Genomic DNA, 15,768 nt, shown 5'->3' with positions numbered 1-15,768 from the left:
GTGAGCGGAGGGAAACGCCGACGCAACATGAAACATCGGGGAAACACGTCCGTGCGCAAGCGGTAACGACCGAAGGTGAACCTTCCCTGGTGGCCCGTCGAGCACCTGTCGGCGCGTGCCATGCCGACTGGGAAGGTGACATATCGACATGCCGACCGGATTTGATGCCGGGGACACCGCATGGCTGCTGGCCAGCACCGCGCTCGTGCTGCTCATGACGCCGGGGCTCGCCCTGTTCTACGGCGGCATGGTGCGGGCCAAGAGCGCGCTGAACATGCTGATGATGAGCTTCGTCTCCATCGCCGTCGTCACCGTGGTCTGGCTGCTCGCCGGCTACAGCCTCGCCTTCGGCAAGGACCTCGGCGGCGCCGGGCTGCTCGGCGGGCTCGACCACGTGGGGATGCGCGGGATCGGGCCGACGGATCTGACCGGCAGCGTTCCGACGTTCCTCCACGCCGCCTTCCAGCTCACCTTCGCGATCATCACGGCCGCGCTGATCAGCGGGGCGATCGCGGACCGGGCCCGGTTCGGGGCGTGGGTGGCGTTCGTCGCCGTGTGGACGCTGCTCGTATACGTTCCGGTGGCGCACTGGGTGTTCGCGCCGGGTGGCTGGATCCTGGACAAGCTGGGGGCGCTGGACTTCGCGGGCGGCACCGTCGTGGAGGTCAACTGCGGGGCCTCCGGGCTGGCGCTGGCGCTGCTGCTCGGGCCGCGTATCGGCTTCAAGAAGGAGGCCATGCGGCCGCACAACCTGCCGCTGGTGCTGCTCGGCGCCGGGCTGCTGTGGTTCGGGTGGTTCGGGTTCAACGCCGGGTCGGCGATGGGGGCGAACGGCCTGGCGGCCGCCGCGTTCCTCAACACCCAGGCGGCGGGCTGCACCGGGCTGCTGGGCTGGCTGGTGATCGAGAAGGTCCGCGACGGCCACGCCACCACCCTCGGCGCCGCGTCCGGCGCGGTGGCCGGGCTGGTCGCGATCACCCCGTCGTGCGGTTCGGTGGGCGTCGCCGGGGCGCTGCTGATCGGGCTCGCGGCCGGGGTGCTCTGCTCGTACGCGGTGAGCTGGAAGTTCCGATTCGGCTACGACGATTCCCTCGACGTCGTCGGCGTCCACCTGGTGGCCGGGATCGTCGGCACCGTGCTGATCGGCGTGTTCGCCACCTCCGCCATGACCGACGGCCCGGCCGGGCTGCTGTCCGGCGGCGGCGCGGGACAGCTGGGCAAGCAGATCGTGGCGGTGCTGGCGGTGGGCGCGTACGCGTTCGTCATGACGTACGGCATCGGGAAGGCCATCGACAAGGTCATGGGCTTCCGCGCGGCCGAGGAGGACGAGCGGTCGGGACTCGACCTCGCCGTCCACGCCGAGAGCGCCTATGATCACGGGGTTCTGGGCCATGGCGTGCCGCAGAACGCCACCCATCGCCCGCCGCATCACCCCGACAGGACCCCCACCCCATGAAGCTGATCACGGCGATCGTCAAGCCGTTCAAGCTGGACGATGTGAAGACGGCGCTGCTGGAGATCGGTGTGCAGGGCCTCACCGTCACCGAGGCCAGCGGCTTCGGCCGCCAGCGCGGCCACACCGAGGTCTACCGCGGCGCCGAGTACCGCATCGACTACGTGCCCAAGGCGCGCATCGAGGTGGTCGTGGAGGACGCCGAGGCCGACGCCGTCATGGACGCCATCGTGAACGCCGCCCGCACCGGGCGGATCGGCGACGGCAAGGTGTGGGCCGTCCCGGTGGACGACTTCGTACGCGTCCGCACGGGGGAGCGGGGGCCGGACGCGGTCTGACCCGCGCCCGGCACCCCGCGGTCGTCACGCCGCCGTCGTGGCCTGCCGCACCGCGTCCGTCCATCGCGCCCCGGCGGCGAGCTCCCGCCGCCAGCCGCGCAGCACCCGGGGCGACATACCCACGGCCAGGACGCCGGTCAGCCGGTCGCCCCGGCGGTACGCGGCCAGGAACGCCCCCTCGTCCAGGGAGCCTTCGACCACGGCCACCTCCTCGTGGCCGCGCAGATAGCCGTACGCCTGGATGCGCATCCCGTACTGGTCCGACCAGAAGTAGGGCACCGGCTGATACGGCCGCCGCGCCTCCGGCGCCGGGGCGAGCAGATTGCGGGCCGCCGCCATGCCCTGCTCGGTGGCGTTCGTACGGTGCTCGATCCGCATCGCCGTGCCGAACAGCGGGTTGTGCCAGCACGCGACGTCCCCCGCGCCGTACACACCGGGCGCGGCGGCGCTGAACTCGTCGCACTCCAGCCCGTTGCCCAAGGTCAGGCCGCTGCCCTCCAGCCACTCGGTGTTGGGCACCGAACCGACCGCGACCAGCACCTCGTCCGCCGCGACCCGGCCGCCGTCCGCCAGCCGCACCCCGTCGCCGGTCACCTCGGTCACCGTCACGCCGGTGCGCAGGTCCACGCCGTGGTCGAGGTGCGCCCGCGACAGCACCCGGCCGACGTCCTCGCCGACCGCGGGCGCCAGCGGCACCGGCGCCGGTTCCAGTACGGTCACCTCCGCGCCCAGCCCGCGCGCGACGGCGGCCGCCTCGGCGCCGAGGAACCCGGCGCCGACCACCACCAGCCGCGTCCCCGCCGCCAGCCGCTCCTTGAGCGCCAGCGCGTCGTCCAGGGTGCGCAGCACATGGGCGCCCTTGTGGCCGCCGGGCAGCCGCCGCGGACGTACGCCGGTGGCGACGACCAGCCCGTCGTACGGCACCTCAGCCCCATCGGCGAGCGCGACCGTACGCCCGGCCGGGTCGAGCCCGGTCGCCGCGGTGCCGAGCCGCAGATCGAGCCCCAGCGCGTCCAGCTCGTCCCGGCCGCGCAGCGGGAGCCGTCCGGCGTCCCACCGCTCTTCGAGGATCTGCTTGGACAGCGGCGGCCGGTCGTACGGGGCGTGCGGCTCGTCGCCGACGAGGGTGACGGCGCCGTCGTACCCCTCCCGGCGCAGCGTCTCCGCCGCCGCGAGTCCGGCGGCGGAGGCGCCGACCACGACGACACGCCTCACTCCTGCTCCACCACCCGGATCGCGGCGGCCGGGCAGATCATCGCGGACTCCCGCACGTCCTCGTGGAGTTCGGCGCCGGGCCGCTCCTCCAGCAGTACGACGACGCCGTCCTCGTCCCGCTGGTCGAAGACGTCGGGCGCGATCATCACGCACTGCCCGGACGCGACACACTTGGGAACATCGACTTCCACTCGCATGGTGATTCCTCCTCCGTTCACGAGGTCCAGGTGACGGGCAACTCGTAGACGCCGTACACCAATCCGTCGTGCTTGAAAGACAGCTGGTCGACGCCGGTGGCCAGCCGCAGGGTGGGGATGCGGCGGTACAGGGTGCTGTAGACGACCTGGAGCTCCACCCGGGCCAGCGGCTGCCCGAGGCACTGGTGGACGCCGAAGCCGAACGCCATGTGGCGGCGGGCGTCGCGGCCGATGTCCAGCCGGTCGGGGTCGGGGAAGACCTCCGCGTCCCGGTTGCCGGTGCCGGTGTAGACGATGATGCCGTCCCCGGCGCGGATCGTCTCGCCGCCGACCTCGATGTCCTCCAGCGCGACCCGGCTGCGGCCGTTGTGCACGATCGTCAGATAGCGCAGCAGCTCCTCCACGGCCTTGGCGACCACCTTGGGGTCGTCGGTCTCCCGCAGGACGGCGAGCTGGCCGGGGTTCTCCAGCAGGGCGACGGTGCCGAGGGCGATCATGTTGGCGGTGGTCTCATGGCCCGCGACCAGCAGCAGGAGGCCCATGCTGGCGGCGTCGCGCTGGGTCAGCTCACCGGACCTGACGCGGGCGGCCAGCTCGGAGAGCATGTCGTCGCCGGGTTCGGCGAGTTTGGCCCCGACCAGCCCGTCCAGATAGTCCGTCAGCGCGTCACTGGCGCCGATCACGTCCTCGGCCGACGACGTGCGGTTGATCATGAGCGAGCTGTTCTGCTGGAAGAACTCGTGGTCCTCATAAGGCACCCCGAGCAGGGAGCAGATCACCAGCGACGGCAGCGGCAGCGCGAACGAGCGCACCAGATCGGCCGGGGTCGGCCCGGCCAGCATCGCGTCGATCAGATCGTCGGTGATCTTCTGGATGGCGGGCCGCATCGCCTCGACCCGCTTGATGGCGAACGGGGCGGTGACCATGCGGCGGATCCGCGCGTGCTCGGGGTCGTCCATGGCGATGAACGAACGCCGCCGCGAGGCGTTCGCGCGGAAGCCCGCGTTCGGGTGCGGAAAGCCGGGCCGGGTGGACTCGGAGCTGACGCGCGGGTCGGCGAGCAGGGCGCGGGCGTCGGCGTACCGGGTCACCAGCCACGGGGTGCTGCCGTCCCACATCCGCACCTTGGCGACCGGCCGTTCGGCGTGCAGCGCCTGCGCGGTGGGCGGCGGGTCGAAGGGGCAACCGGCGGCCCGCGGCATCGGGTACGCCGGGATCGTGGTGTTCTCTGCCAGCGTCTCGGTCATGTCTCTCCTCGGGTGGGGGATTCCGACAGAGCGGAGCGTGAACCTGTGTGCAGCGGGGACGTGATGACCAGCGAACCTCCCCGACCTGACGCCGCCCGGTCAGTTGCCTGACGAAACGCTGACTGTGGGCAAGGCCACAGTGACCGTCGTACCGCCGCCGGGCGGGCTGCTCACGGTCACCTCGCCGCGGTGCCGTTCGACGACCCGCCGCACGATGGTCAGCCCGAGGCCGCCGCCCGGCTCGCCGAGGCCGTCCTCCTCACAGTCGTCCTCGCGGCCGTCCTTGTTGAACGGTGCGGTCAGCCGGGCGACCGCCCGCGGGCCCATGCCCGGGCCCCGGTCACTGACCGACAGCTCGACCCGCGGCTCCCCGCCGGGCCCGCTCACCGGACCGCGCACGGCCACCGTCACCGGGGAGCCCGCGGGGGTGTGCTGGAGCGCGTTGCCCAGCAGATTGCGGACGGCGTGCCGCAGCATCCGGGCATCCGCGACCAGCGTCGTCCGGCCGGAGTCCTCCCGGGTGATGGGGCGTTCCGGATCGAGCAGCCCCAGGTCGGCGACCGCCTCGTCCGCCACGTCCCGCAGGTCCACCGGCCCCAGGCGCGGCGGCCGCTCCCACGAGACGTCCGAACGGGGAAACACCCGCTGCAGGCCCTCGTACATGTGGTCGGCCTCGTCCTGGATACGCCGCAGGGCGCGCACCATCAGCGCGGGGTCGTCGCTGAGCCCCTGGAGCGGCAGTTCGGCCCAGCCGCGGATGGTCGTCAGGGAGGTGCGCAGCTCGTGCAGCAGCACCTCCACCAACTGCTGGCGCTCGTCGCCGTACAGGCCGTCGTTCATGCGGCCGTTCATGTGGCCGCTCATACGGCGGTGAGCCGGCCGAGCCAGTAGCCGAAGCCACGGCGGGTGTGAATGAGCGACGGGCCGCCCTCGTCGACCTTGTGCCGCAGCCGGGAGATCAGCTTCTCGATGGCGTTGTCCCCGTAAGCCCGGTGGTCCTTGAACCACAGGTGCTCGCCGATCTGCTCCTTGGACACCACCCGCCCGGCGTTGACCAGCAGATAGCGCAACAGCCGGTACTCGGCCGGGGTCAGCTCCAGCGCGCGGCGGCCCCGCCGGGCCTGCCGGGTCGTATCGTCCAGCACCAGATCCGCGTACCGCGGAGGCGCCTCCTCCGCCACCCCGCGCCGCCGCCCGCGCAGCAGCACCTGCACCCGGGCCAGCACCTCGGCGATCCGGAACGGCTTGGTGACATAGTCGTTCGCGCCGATGCCCAGCCCCGTGACCAGTGAATCCAGCGAGTCGCGTGCGGTGAGGAAGAGAACGGGCGGATGATCCTCGTCCGCGGCCACCAGCCGTCGGCACACCGTGAACCCGTCCACATCGGGCAGCATCACATCCAGGATCACCAGATCCGGCCGCTCCCGCCCCACCCGGTCCAGCGCCTCACCCCCGGTGGCCGCGGTGCCGACCTGATAACCGGCCAGCTCCAGGGTGGTCGAGAGCAGTTCGGCGATCCTGGACTCGTCGTCCACGACCAGAATGCGTTCCCCGCCCCCGCGGGCGGGCCCCGGCTTCTCGCTGACGCTCCCGTACACGAGAAGACCCTAGATGAACCCCCCGCCCCACGGCACCGGGGCCCTGACCCCGACCGATGAGATCAGGACAGGGCCGTTGGACCGTGTTGGCCCGGGTGGGACCGCACGGCCAGAATGGCCGGATGCGCCGCATCGTGGTCATCGACGCCCCGTCCAACCTCGGCCTCCGGCCGCCTTCCGAAGGCACCGTGCCCGGGTGCTACAAGCTGGCGGGTGCGCTGCGGGAGCAGGGGCTGGTGCGGCGGCTCGGGGCGTTCGAGGGCGGGGTCGTCGTGCCGCCCCGCTATGACCGTGGCGACTGGCGGGAGGGCGACGGCGTGTTCAACGCCGATGCCATCGCCGGCTACACCCGCAGGCTCGCCGACCGCATCGAACACCATGTCCGGGCAGGGGACTTCCCGGTCGTGCTGGGCGGGGACTGCTCCATCCAGCTCGGAGCCTCGGTCGCCCTCCGCCGCATCGGGCGGTACGGACTCGCCGTCATCGACGGCTCCTCGGACTTCCGGCATCCCGGGAACTCCGGCCGTATCGGCGCCGCGGGCGGCGAGGAACTGGCCCTCGCGACCGGCCGTGGCCAGGCCGACCTGGCCGATATCGAGGGGCTTCGTCCCTACCTCAGGGACGAGGACATCCAGGTCCTCGGAATCCGGGAGTACGACGCGGAGCGGGCCGAGCTGACCGCGTTGAAGATCGCGAACATGACGGTCGAGGAGATCCGGAAGCCGGGGCCCGAGGAAGCGGCGGGCACGGTGGTACGGAGCCTCGAGGCATCCGCGACCCGGGGTTTCTGGGTGCATCTGGACGCGGACGTGCTGGACCCGTCCGTCATGCCCGCCGTCGACAGCCCCGACCCCGGCGGACTGCTGCCCGTAGAACTTGGCCCGCTGCTGCGCGTCCTGGTGCGGTCCGAGCGCTGCGTCGGCCTCAACCTCACCATCTACGACCCCGACCTCGACCCCGACGGCTCCTGCGCGGTTCTGCTCGCCGATCTGCTCCAGACGGCCCTCACCGGCCGCCGGGAGACTTCTCGCTGAGGAGTGCGGCGAGGCCGTCGAGGAGGCGCTGGAGGCCGAAGTCGTAGAGTTCGTCGAGGTCGAGGTCGTAACCATCCGTGGCGAGGCGGGACAGCATCGGGAGGCGGCCGGAGGCCAGGATCTCGTGGAGGGCCGGTTCCTGGGTGCCCATCCACTCCTCGCTGTCGAGGCCGCTGAGCGCCTCCGCTTCCCGCTCCGTCTCCAGGTTGACGGCGATGCCGCGGGCGTAGTTGAGCAGCATGAGATGTGCGGTGAAGGCGGTCGAGAGGTCGAGACCCCGCGCGTGCAGGGCGGCGAGCATCCACTCGCTGAAGGGCAGCGCCGCGGAAAGCATTTGCGGGCGGGTCACGGACAGGGCCGGTGCGAGCCACGGGTGGCGGCGGAACAGCTCCCAGAGCGCCCGGGCCGCGCACTCGATCTGGGCGCGCCAGCCCTCCGGCAGGTCGGCGGGCAGGGGATGCGCGGCGAAGGCCGTGTTCATCATCCGTGCCAGCAGGTCGTCCTTGTCGGCCACGTGCCGGTAGAGGGACATGGTCGCCACCCCGAGTTCGACGGCGACCCTGCGCATCGACACCGCGTCCAGCCCCTCCGCGTCGGCGACCGCGACGGCGGCGGTGACGATCCGTTCGAGGGTGAGCGCGTGGGCCTGGGCCGATCGCGGCTCGGCGCCCGCGCCCGGGGGGCGGGTGGCGGGGACCGGGCGGCGCGGGGGCTCCGGGCGGGTCTCGACGACCGTCCCGACGCCGGGGACGGCGCGGACCAGGCCCTCGCGGCGCAGTTCGGTGAGCACCTTGGTCGCGGTCGCCATCGCGACGCCCCAGCGCCGCGTGATCTCGCGAGTCGAAGGCACGCGCGCGCCCGGCGGCAGGTCGCCGCTCTCGATCCGCCGCCGCAGTTCGGCGACGATCTGGCTGTAGCGCGGTACCGCCTGCCCGCCCATCGAGAGCCCTCCCGCACTAGTGCACCTGGACGGGCGCCATCCTAGCCACCGACCGGGGGTGATGCCCGCTGCCGTGGGCGTCGGTGCACTACCTGTGTACTAGTGCAGCAAAACTCAACAATGCAGGAAACGAAGGCTTTTGGCGCTTGTGGTCGCGATGCGTACGCCGTATTTTCGCGTCATGCAGAACACCGACGTATTGATCTCCGGCGCAGGCGTCGCAGGACCCGCGCTGGCGTACTGGCTACGCAGAGCAGGCTTCACCGTCACGGTCGTCGAACGCGCCCCGGCCCCCCGGCCGGGTGGCCAGACCGTGGATCTGCGCGGCGCCGGCCGCACCGTGATCGAGCGGATGGGCCTGATGGGTCGGGCCAGGGCGGACAGCGTGGACCAGCGCGGCCTCGCACTGGTGGGCGCCTCCGGCCGGATCACCGCGCGGCTGCCCGCCGACAGCTTCGGCGGCGAGGGGATCGTCTCCGAGATCGAGATCCTCCGTGGCGATCTCGCCCGTCTGCTGTACGAGGCCACCCTGCCGGACACCGAGTACCTCTTCGACGACACCGTCACCGGGCTCACCGAGGACCCGGACGGGGTCACCGTCACCTTCGAGAAGGCCACGCCACGCCGGTTCGGCCTGGTCGTCGGCGCGGACGGGCCGCACTCCGTGGTGCGAGCGCTGGCCTTCGGCCCGGAGCGGGAGTTCGTCCATCCGATCGGCCTCTACACGGCCTGGTTCACCGCCACCGACGACCTGGAACTCGACGGCTGGTACCTGATGCACAACGCGCCCGGCGGGCTCGTCGCCTCCGCACGGCCCGGCCGCCTCCCCGGGGAGATCAAGGCAGGCCTGAGCTTCTGTTCGGCGCCGATCACCTACGACCGCCGCGACGTCGCGGCCCAGAAGGAACTGCTGGCCCGGCGCTTCGCCGACGTCGGCTGGGAAGCCCCCCGCCTGCTGCGCGCGATGGGCTCCGCCCAGGACTTCTTCTTCGACTCCATCGGCCAGGTCCGCCTGGACCACTGGTCGCGCGGACGGGTGGCGCTGCTGGGCGACGCCGGATACTGCGCGACCCCGCTGACCGGCCTGGGAACCAGCCTGGCCCTGGTCGGTGCGTACGTCCTGGCCGGCGAACTCGCCGCCGCCGACGGCGACCACCGCATCGCCTTCCGCCGCTACGACGAGGTGATGCGCCCGTACGTCGCCCAGGCGCAGGAACTGCCGCCGGGCGGTGTCTCCGGCTACGCACCCTCAGGTCGGCTCGGCATCCTCCTGCGTGACCTCTCGATGCGGTCGATGACACGCTGGCCGATGCGGAACCTGCTCGCCGCGCAATTCGCCAAGGCCGGGGCCATCGCGCTGCCGCGGTACGGCCATGCCCCGGCGCCCGACGACCACACCGAGCCCCGGTGACCGTCAGCCCTCCGGCCGAGGCCAAAGGGCTGACGACGGCTGCCGGATGCCCCGGCTCAGCCCTGCTTCGGCGCGGCCTGCTGGACGACCTCGAACGACCACAGCGTCGAGCCGGACGCGGCGGGCTTCTGCTGCGGGGCGTCCTCACCGCCGCGCTGGTGGGCCGCCTTCATGGGGCCTTCCATCCAGGCTTGGAAGTCCTCTTCGCTGCGCCACCTTGTGTAGACCAGGTAGGTGTCAGTCCCTTCGATGGGGCGCAGGAGTTCAAACCACTCGAAACCGTCGGAGTTCTCGACGCTCCCGGCGCGGGAGGCGAAGCGCTTCTCCAGCACCTCGCGCTGCTCCTCGGGAACGGTCAGCACATTGATCTTGACGATGCTCATGGGCCCATCCTGCCGCATCACAAGGGGCCAGAGGGCCAAGGGTCAGCGAGCGACGGTCTCGGTGACCGGCTTGTTGCCGCCCGCTGGGCGTTGGGCTGGGGTGGGGGATCTCAACAGGGCGGTGGCCAGGAGGAGAGCGACAGCGACGAGGCCCGAGCCGATGCGGAAGGCGAGCTGGTATCCACCCGTGAGTGCTGAGGTCGTGCTCGCCCCGTCGCCCAGCAGAACCCTCGTACGCGCGGTGGCGAGTGTGCTGAGGGCCGCGAGGCCGAAGGCACTGCCGATCTGCTGCATGGTGTTGAACATGCCGGAGGCGATCCCCGAGTCCTGGGGCGTGGCTGCTGACATCGCTAGCGTGGCCAGCGACGGCATCGCGAGGCCGAAGCCGATGCCGAGCGGCAGCAGCGCGGGCAGGACGTCCATCACGTAGCTCCCGTCTGCCGGTACGCGGCCGAGTGCGGCGAGGCCTGCCGTGATGAGCGTGAGTCCGGGAAGGAGTACGGCACGGGGGCCGAAGCGCGTGATCAGCCTGGGCGAGAGAGCGAGGGACAGCGCGCCGATCGCGACCGAGACGGGGAAGATGCCGAGGCCGGTGTGTACCTCGTCGAAGCGGAGCACCTTCTGCAGGTAGAGCACGCACAGGAATTGGAAACTGAACATCCCGGCCACCATGAGGGCCTGGACGCCCATCGCTGCTGAGACATTGCGCGAGCGGAACAGGCGCAGCGGCAGGAGTGGGGGAGCCGCCTTCGCCTGGCGGGCGACGAACGCGAGGAGCAGGGCGAGTGCTGCGGCACCCGAGCTGAGTGTGTGTGCGGAAGTCCAGCCGTAATGGGCGGTCTCGACGATCGTGTAGACACTGAGCATCAGTGCGGATGTGATCAGGAGCGCGCCCACGGCATCGGTCCCCTTGTGCAGGCCGACGCCGCGCTCGGGCGCGAGCACCCGCCCGGCCAGCAGCGCGGCCGCGATGCCGATCGGGACGTTGACGAAGAAGATCCAATGCCAGCTGATGGTCTGCGTCAGGACGCCGCCGGCGAGGAGGCCCATCGAGCCACCGGCGGACTGGACGAAGCTGTAGACGCCGATGGCCTTGGCCCGCTCCTTCGGCTGCGGGAACAGGGCCACGACCATGCCGAGGGTGACAGCAGAGGTCACCGCGCCGCCGATGCCCTGGACGAACCGGGAGGCGAGCAGCATCGCCGGATTGTGGGACACACCGCACAGCAGCGAGGCAGCTGTGAAAACGCCCAGTCCGCTGACGAAGACGCGCTTGCGCCCGATGAGGTCACCGAGCCGCCCGGAGAGCAGCAGCAGACCACCGAAGGGGACCAGATAGGCGTTGACCACCCAGGCCAGGCCCGGCGAGGAGAAGCCGAGGTCCCGCTGGATGGATGGCAGGGCCACGTTCACGATGGTCCCGTCGAGGATGACCATCAACTGCCCGGCACAGAGGACGGCCAGTGCCGACCAACGTGATGTTTGTGCTGATGCGTCGGTTCTTCGCACGGGGGTTCCTTCCAAAGGTGCACGACTTGTTACAGCAGTCATCTTCTGTAACCATGACGCGCGCCGGAAGGAGGCACTTTCGTGTCACGCAGTCACACAGATGTGTCCGACCAGGTCAGCAATGAGGCGTGCCCACTCACCGAGGTCCTCGACCACGTCGCGGGCAAGTGGAGCATCGGAATCCTTGTCGCCGCCGCACACGGACCGGTCCGCTTCACCGAGTTGGAACGGGCCATCGCGGGCATCAGCCGACGCATGCTCACCTTGAACCTGCGCAAGCTGGAACGCGACGGCCTGCTCATCCGGACCGTCTACCCCACCGTGCCGCCCAAGGTGGAATACAGCCTCACGCCCATGGCCCGCGAACTCCACGCAACCCTCACCGGGCTCGTCGGCTGGGCGGAACGCCACCGAGCCGACATCACCGCCGCCCGCGCCACCTACGACGCCGCCACGGCGTCGGCTCCCTGACCCCTGCTCCTGAGCGGCTCACGGCTGGGTGAGGAGAGGGCCGTAGGCTGCCGATCGTCGGCGGCCGGACATGAAGGACAGGAAGTCCCCGATGAAGGCGCCGCGCGTGTATGTGCGGTCGGTGCCGACAGCGTCGGCGGTGCCGACCGTGTCGCGGTGGAACGCGGTCCGGAACAGCGTCCGGTATTCGTCCGCGTCGATGTGCTGGTCGCCGTCCTTGTCCGTGGCGTCGAAGAGGACCTCGGCGACCTTGATCAGTGCGGGTCCGGCCAGGGAGGGGACGGCGGTCGCGTACTCGCGGGCGCTGACGCGGCCGTCACCGTCGGTGTCCAGTGCCGTCTGGAGTTCACGCCACCAGTCGGCGTAGGCGTCGTAGAGCCTGGTTTCCTCGGGCTCCTCCAGGTCGAGACGGGTGGACAGTTCGCGGGCCATGGCGGCGAGGTCCGGCCAGTCCAGGTACCCGTCGCCGGTCTGGTCGAGTACCTCGCGGAAGAACTCCTCCGCACTGCGTTCGGTGCCGGTGCGGGGGGAGGGCTCCGGCTGCGGAGGGAGCGGCGTGACGAGGCGGATCAGGGCACCGGCCCGCCGCACCTTGTCGTGCAGGGCGGTGACCGCCCGGGCTCGCGGGTCGTCACTGTCGGGCGAGAGGGCCAGCAGGTCGGCGATGGCGTCGGCCCGGATCCAGCCGTCCGGCAGGAACCGGGCCAGACCGACGGCCAGATAGGACCCCTGCATCAGGGTCTGGGCGCCGGGCATCTCGGGCAGCCCGGCACGTCGGCGGAAGGGCTCCGGGAGCGAGGCGACGGTGATCGCCCCGATGAGCGGGCCGGCGATGGCCCGGCCGGTGGCCCACAGCGTGGGAACCCCGCCCAGCAGGGCCGGAGCGGGCAGATGGTCGAACAGCTTGTAGAGGATGATCCGCATCGCCTCGGTGTTCTCCAGTTCCTGGGCCACCACATGGTCGTAGTAGGGCCAGAACTCGGAGAGGGCGGGCGGCAGGTGGCCGGGCTCGTCTCCCATGGCGGCCAGGTAGGCCCGGAACTCGGCGTACAGCCCCTCCATGGCGTGCTGTTCGAGAGGCTGTCCGCTCAGTCGGCACATGGTCACGGTGCTCTCGAACATGGTCGCCACCACCCAGGCCCGTACGGCGGGGTCCATCGCGCTGTAGGGACGGCCTTGCGGGTCGGTTCCGTTGATCCGTGCGTGGAGGCGGTTCAGCCGCGCCGCCTCCCGGAGCCGTACCTGTTCGTCGTCGCCGAACATGCGCTGCAAGCTGCGGAAGGTGTTGCGCAGCCGTCGCCACGGGTGGGTGACGAACGTCGAGTTGTCGATCAGCGCGGCGCCGATCTGCGGGTGCGCGGCCTCCAGCACGGTCGCCCGGACCAGGGCCAGCGCCCAGCGCGGATCGTTGACGAGTCCCTGGAACCGCGCGCCCGCGCCGCCATCTGCGGTGGTCACGATGGGGAGTCTCCGTTCTGCTCGGAACGCACACCACCGAAACGGCGATCGCGCCGCCGGTAGGTGTGCAGGCATTCGAGGAAGTGCGGCGCGCGGAAGTCGGGCCACAGCACGGTCGGGAAGACCCATTCCGCGTAGGCGACCTGCCAGAGCATGAAGTTGGAGATGCGCTGTTCTCCCGAGGTGCGGATGACCAGGTCCACGTCGGGTGTGTCGGGGAAGGGCAGATGGGCGGCGAAAGTCCGCTCGTCCACCGCATCGGCCGCCACACCCGCGCGGATCAGTGACCGCGCGGCCGCGACGATGTCGCCGCGCCCGCCGTGATCGAACGCGACGGTCAAGGTCATCCCTCGGTTGTCGCCGGTCAGTGTCATCAGGTCGGCGACGTCGCGTGCCAGCGCCCGAGGAATCCTCGGGTCGCTCACCCCGAGGAAGCGGCAGCGGATGCCGCGGGCGTGCAGCAGCGGCGCGTGTTTGCGCACCGCCCCGCGCATCAACCGCATGACGTAGTCGACCTCGGCGCTCGGCCGGCTCCAGTTCTCGGTGGAGAACGCGTACAGGCTCAGCCACTCCACGCCCGCGGCGCGGGCCGCCTCGATGACGTCGATCACGGTCGTCTCCGCCGCCCGGTGACCTGACGTACGCGGCAGCGACCGCTGGGCCGCCCACCGTCCGTTGCCGTCCATCACACACGCCACGTGACGCGGCACCCTGAGCGACCGGTCACCAGCGGGAGCGACTTCGGCGAACGCGTCGCCCGCGGTGTGCCCAACTGTCACGCCAGCCCCCCGGCTCCGACCATCACGCCCCTGCGCCCCTGAAACAGGGTGTCAGTCGTCGAGCCCGAATGCCGCGCCAGAGCCGCACGTTCACCCTGGGAACCGTTGTCCGAATTAATCGTTTCAGCGGTGCGGCCGCAAACCCCGTGTCACCTTGTCGACCTGGCCGCGCGGGCCGTAGAGGGCGAGGCCGACCAGGTTGAGGTCGGGGGCCTCCACCGGGCGGACCGCGGCGCGGTTGTCGTCCTCGTTGTCGGTGCCGAACAGCTCCTCGGTGTAGAGGGCGATCGGGAGGCCGTGGGTGAGGGCGCGGGTGTGGGCGCGGAAGAGGCCGGGGGTGTCAGCGGCGTAGACGAGGACCGGTTCGCGGAACATCGGGAGGTAGGTGTTGCCCGAGGCGTCCTCGTACGGCTTGCCGACGATGTCGTCGCTGACGCGGGAGAGTCCGCTGGAGAGGAAGGCCGTCACGGTCAGCTTCTGCCAGTCGGCGAGGTCGTCCCGGACGATGACGGCGATCTTGGTGTCGAATCGCATGCCGTCACCTTCGCCCGGGTTCCGAGGCCCCGTATTGAACGCTGGTGCGAGACGGCAGAATGGGGTGATGGGTGCAGAAGGCACGCACAGTGGTGGGGGTTCGGGCGACTGGGCCCGGTATTGGCGTGACCCGGAGCGGTCCGTGGAAGCCATGCACGCGCACTTCTTCAGCCATCGCTTCCATCCGCACAGCCACGACACGTACTCCTTCGCCGTCACCGAGATCGGCGCGCAGCGCTTCCGCTGCCGGGGCGCGCTGCGGACCAGCGGGGCGGGGATGGTGATGGTGTTCAACCCGGACGATCCGCATGACGGGGAGGCTGCCGCCGAACTCGGGTACAAGTACCGCATCATGCACATGGGGCCGGATGTGGTGCGGGACGTGCTCGCCGATGTGGGGGGCGGCGCGGACGGGCCGGTGGCGCTGCCGCTGTTCGACCAGCCGGTGCTGGACGACCCGGTGCTCGGGCGCGCGCTGCTGCGGCTGCACACCGCGCTGATCGGCGGCGCCGGTCCGCTCGTCCGCGACGAGCGGCTGACCGCGGCGGTCGGCGCGATGGTGCGGCGCAGCGCGACCCGCCCGGTGCGGGCCACGGCGCTGCCGACCGGGGGCGCGCAGGCGTGGGCTGCGCGCCGGGCGCGGGCGCTGCTGGAGGCGGAGTACGCGACGGAGATCTCGGCGGAGCGGCTGGCGGAGGCGGCGGGGTGCAGCCGGTTCGCCCTGTACCGGGCGTTCCGGGCGGAGTACGGGATGGCGCCGAGCGACTTCCAGCGCCAGCTGCGGCTGCGTCAGGCGCGCGGGCTGCTGGTGGCGGGCGTCACGGCGGCGGAGGCGGCGGCCGCGGCGGGGTTCGCCGACCAGAGTCACTTCCACCGCTGGTTCGTACGGTGTTTCGGAATCACCCCGGGGGCGTTCCAGCACGCCGCGGATCCCGATTCGCGGCGTACCCCGCAGCCCTGATGAAATTGGCCGGGATCGTGCCGAGCCCCTCCGTACAGACACACTCCCGCCAAAGGGTGTCAGCTTTCGGACAACCACGGGCGACAGTCAGGTGAAGGCGAGATGTGGCGCGTCTGAGTAAGGGGCTCAGTAGGGTCTCCGGCATGCTGAACAGGTAAAGAGGGCGAGTGGGGGAGCGGCAGGGCGTGGTGAACGCGGAGCGAGGCGGACTGGGGAGCACCTCGGGTACGGGGCCGGGCT

The 15,768-nt window shown here is 71.2% G+C and carries 17 protein-coding genes; 6 read left to right on the top strand and 11 right to left on the bottom strand.

Going from position 1 to position 15,768, the window contains the following annotated elements; all coding sequences use genetic code 11:
* The first annotated feature begins 148 nt into the window (after window positions 1-148).
* Entirely contained in the window at window positions 149-1,456 is a 1,308-nt protein-coding gene (locus ACH4TL_RS29135) for an ammonium transporter (protein ID WP_398321566.1), read from the top strand.
* Window positions 1,453-1,791, top strand: a complete 339-nt coding sequence (locus ACH4TL_RS29130) for a P-II family nitrogen regulator (RefSeq protein ID WP_398321563.1) — start codon at window positions 1,453-1,455, stop codon at window positions 1,789-1,791. The genes ACH4TL_RS29135 and ACH4TL_RS29130 overlap by 4 nt, the downstream gene beginning before the upstream one ends.
* A gap of 24 nt (window positions 1,792-1,815) precedes the next feature.
* Here the strand turns inward: ACH4TL_RS29130 and ACH4TL_RS29125 are convergent, their stop codons facing one another.
* The 5 genes from ACH4TL_RS29125 to ACH4TL_RS29105 all read right to left on the bottom strand — a co-directional run bounded on the left by ACH4TL_RS29125 (window position 1,816) and on the right by ACH4TL_RS29105 (window position 6,048).
* Complete coding sequence (locus ACH4TL_RS29125; RefSeq protein WP_398321561.1) at window positions 1,816-3,006, bottom strand: NAD(P)/FAD-dependent oxidoreductase; 1,191 nt, start codon at window positions 3,004-3,006, stop codon at window positions 1,816-1,818.
* Entirely contained in the window at window positions 3,003-3,203 is a 201-nt protein-coding gene (locus ACH4TL_RS29120) for a ferredoxin (protein WP_398321558.1), read from the bottom strand. Before ACH4TL_RS29120 ends, ACH4TL_RS29125 begins: the two co-directional genes overlap by 4 nt.
* A 17-nt stretch (window positions 3,204-3,220) precedes the next feature.
* Complete coding sequence (locus tag ACH4TL_RS29115) at window positions 3,221-4,450, bottom strand: cytochrome P450 (protein WP_398321555.1); 1,230 nt, start codon at window positions 4,448-4,450, stop codon at window positions 3,221-3,223.
* Window positions 4,451-4,549: 99 nt separating this feature from the next.
* Complete coding sequence (locus tag ACH4TL_RS29110; RefSeq protein ID WP_398321552.1) at window positions 4,550-5,302, bottom strand: sensor histidine kinase; 753 nt, start codon at window positions 5,300-5,302, stop codon at window positions 4,550-4,552.
* A gap of 8 nt (window positions 5,303-5,310) precedes the next feature.
* The gene (locus ACH4TL_RS29105; RefSeq protein WP_398321549.1) at window positions 5,311-6,048 is read right to left on the bottom strand and encodes a response regulator transcription factor; all 738 of its coding nucleotides are present in this window, start codon (window positions 6,046-6,048) and stop codon (window positions 5,311-5,313) included.
* A gap of 122 nt (window positions 6,049-6,170) precedes the next feature.
* On the opposite strand from ACH4TL_RS29105, the gene ACH4TL_RS29100 reads away from it, so the two are divergent.
* Window positions 6,171-7,082: an arginase family protein gene (locus ACH4TL_RS29100; protein WP_398321546.1), complete on the top strand. Its 912-nt coding sequence runs from the start codon at window positions 6,171-6,173 to the stop codon at window positions 7,080-7,082.
* On the opposite strand, the gene ACH4TL_RS29095 is transcribed toward ACH4TL_RS29100, so the two are convergent.
* Window positions 7,054-8,022: a TetR/AcrR family transcriptional regulator C-terminal domain-containing protein gene (locus ACH4TL_RS29095; RefSeq protein WP_398321543.1), complete on the bottom strand. Its 969-nt coding sequence runs from the start codon at window positions 8,020-8,022 to the stop codon at window positions 7,054-7,056. The two genes, ACH4TL_RS29100 and ACH4TL_RS29095, sit on opposite strands and share 29 nt — an antisense overlap.
* A 181-nt stretch (window positions 8,023-8,203) precedes the next feature.
* Here ACH4TL_RS29095 and ACH4TL_RS29090 point away from each other — a divergent pair, with 181 nt between their 5' ends.
* Complete coding sequence (locus ACH4TL_RS29090; RefSeq protein WP_398321540.1) at window positions 8,204-9,433, top strand: FAD-dependent monooxygenase; 1,230 nt, start codon at window positions 8,204-8,206, stop codon at window positions 9,431-9,433.
* Between the two features lie 56 nt (window positions 9,434-9,489).
* Here the strand turns inward: ACH4TL_RS29090 and ACH4TL_RS29085 are convergent, their stop codons facing one another.
* Together ACH4TL_RS29085 and ACH4TL_RS29080 are read right to left on the bottom strand one after the other, a co-directional pair.
* Window positions 9,490-9,816 carry an antibiotic biosynthesis monooxygenase family protein gene (locus tag ACH4TL_RS29085; protein WP_398321537.1) on the bottom strand — a complete coding sequence of 109 codons (327 nt, stop codon included), beginning with the start codon at window positions 9,814-9,816 and terminating at the stop codon, window positions 9,490-9,492.
* A 42-nt stretch (window positions 9,817-9,858) separates the two neighbouring features.
* Window positions 9,859-11,367: an MFS transporter gene (locus ACH4TL_RS29080; protein WP_398321534.1), complete on the bottom strand. Its 1,509-nt coding sequence runs from the start codon at window positions 11,365-11,367 to the stop codon at window positions 9,859-9,861.
* Between the two features lie 39 nt (window positions 11,368-11,406).
* Between ACH4TL_RS29080 and ACH4TL_RS29075 the strand changes: the two genes are divergently transcribed.
* Window positions 11,407-11,796 (top strand): helix-turn-helix domain-containing protein, encoded by a 390-nt coding sequence (locus tag ACH4TL_RS29075; RefSeq protein ID WP_361489357.1) that lies wholly within the window; start codon window positions 11,407-11,409, stop codon window positions 11,794-11,796.
* Window positions 11,797-11,814: 18 nt separating this feature from the next.
* On the opposite strand, the gene ACH4TL_RS29070 is transcribed toward ACH4TL_RS29075, so the two are convergent.
* From ACH4TL_RS29070 to ACH4TL_RS29060, 3 genes are all read right to left on the bottom strand, one after another.
* The gene (locus ACH4TL_RS29070; RefSeq protein WP_398321530.1) at window positions 11,815-13,254 is read right to left on the bottom strand and encodes an oxygenase MpaB family protein; all 1,440 of its coding nucleotides are present in this window, start codon (window positions 13,252-13,254) and stop codon (window positions 11,815-11,817) included.
* Window positions 13,251-13,964 carry a polyprenyl diphosphate synthase gene (uppS, locus tag ACH4TL_RS29065; protein ID WP_398322148.1) on the bottom strand — a complete coding sequence of 238 codons (714 nt, stop codon included), beginning with the start codon at window positions 13,962-13,964 and terminating at the stop codon, window positions 13,251-13,253. Before uppS ends, ACH4TL_RS29070 begins: the two co-directional genes overlap by 4 nt.
* 192 nt (window positions 13,965-14,156) lie before the next feature.
* The gene (locus tag ACH4TL_RS29060) at window positions 14,157-14,567 is read right to left on the bottom strand and encodes a DUF2000 family protein (RefSeq protein ID WP_398321527.1); all 411 of its coding nucleotides are present in this window, start codon (window positions 14,565-14,567) and stop codon (window positions 14,157-14,159) included.
* A 67-nt stretch (window positions 14,568-14,634) separates the two neighbouring features.
* On the opposite strand from ACH4TL_RS29060, the gene ACH4TL_RS29055 reads away from it, so the two are divergent.
* Window positions 14,635-15,528: an AraC family transcriptional regulator gene (locus ACH4TL_RS29055; RefSeq protein WP_398321524.1), complete on the top strand. Its 894-nt coding sequence runs from the start codon at window positions 14,635-14,637 to the stop codon at window positions 15,526-15,528.
* Window positions 15,529-15,768: the final 240 nt, after the last annotated feature.

It is taken from the genome of Streptomyces sp. NPDC021115 (assembly GCF_044333065.1).
Classification (GTDB): Bacteria; Actinomycetota; Actinomycetes; order Streptomycetales; family Streptomycetaceae; genus Streptomyces.
The sequence above is the reverse complement of the archived record's forward strand: the minus strand, read 5'-3'. Positions and strand labels throughout refer to the sequence as shown.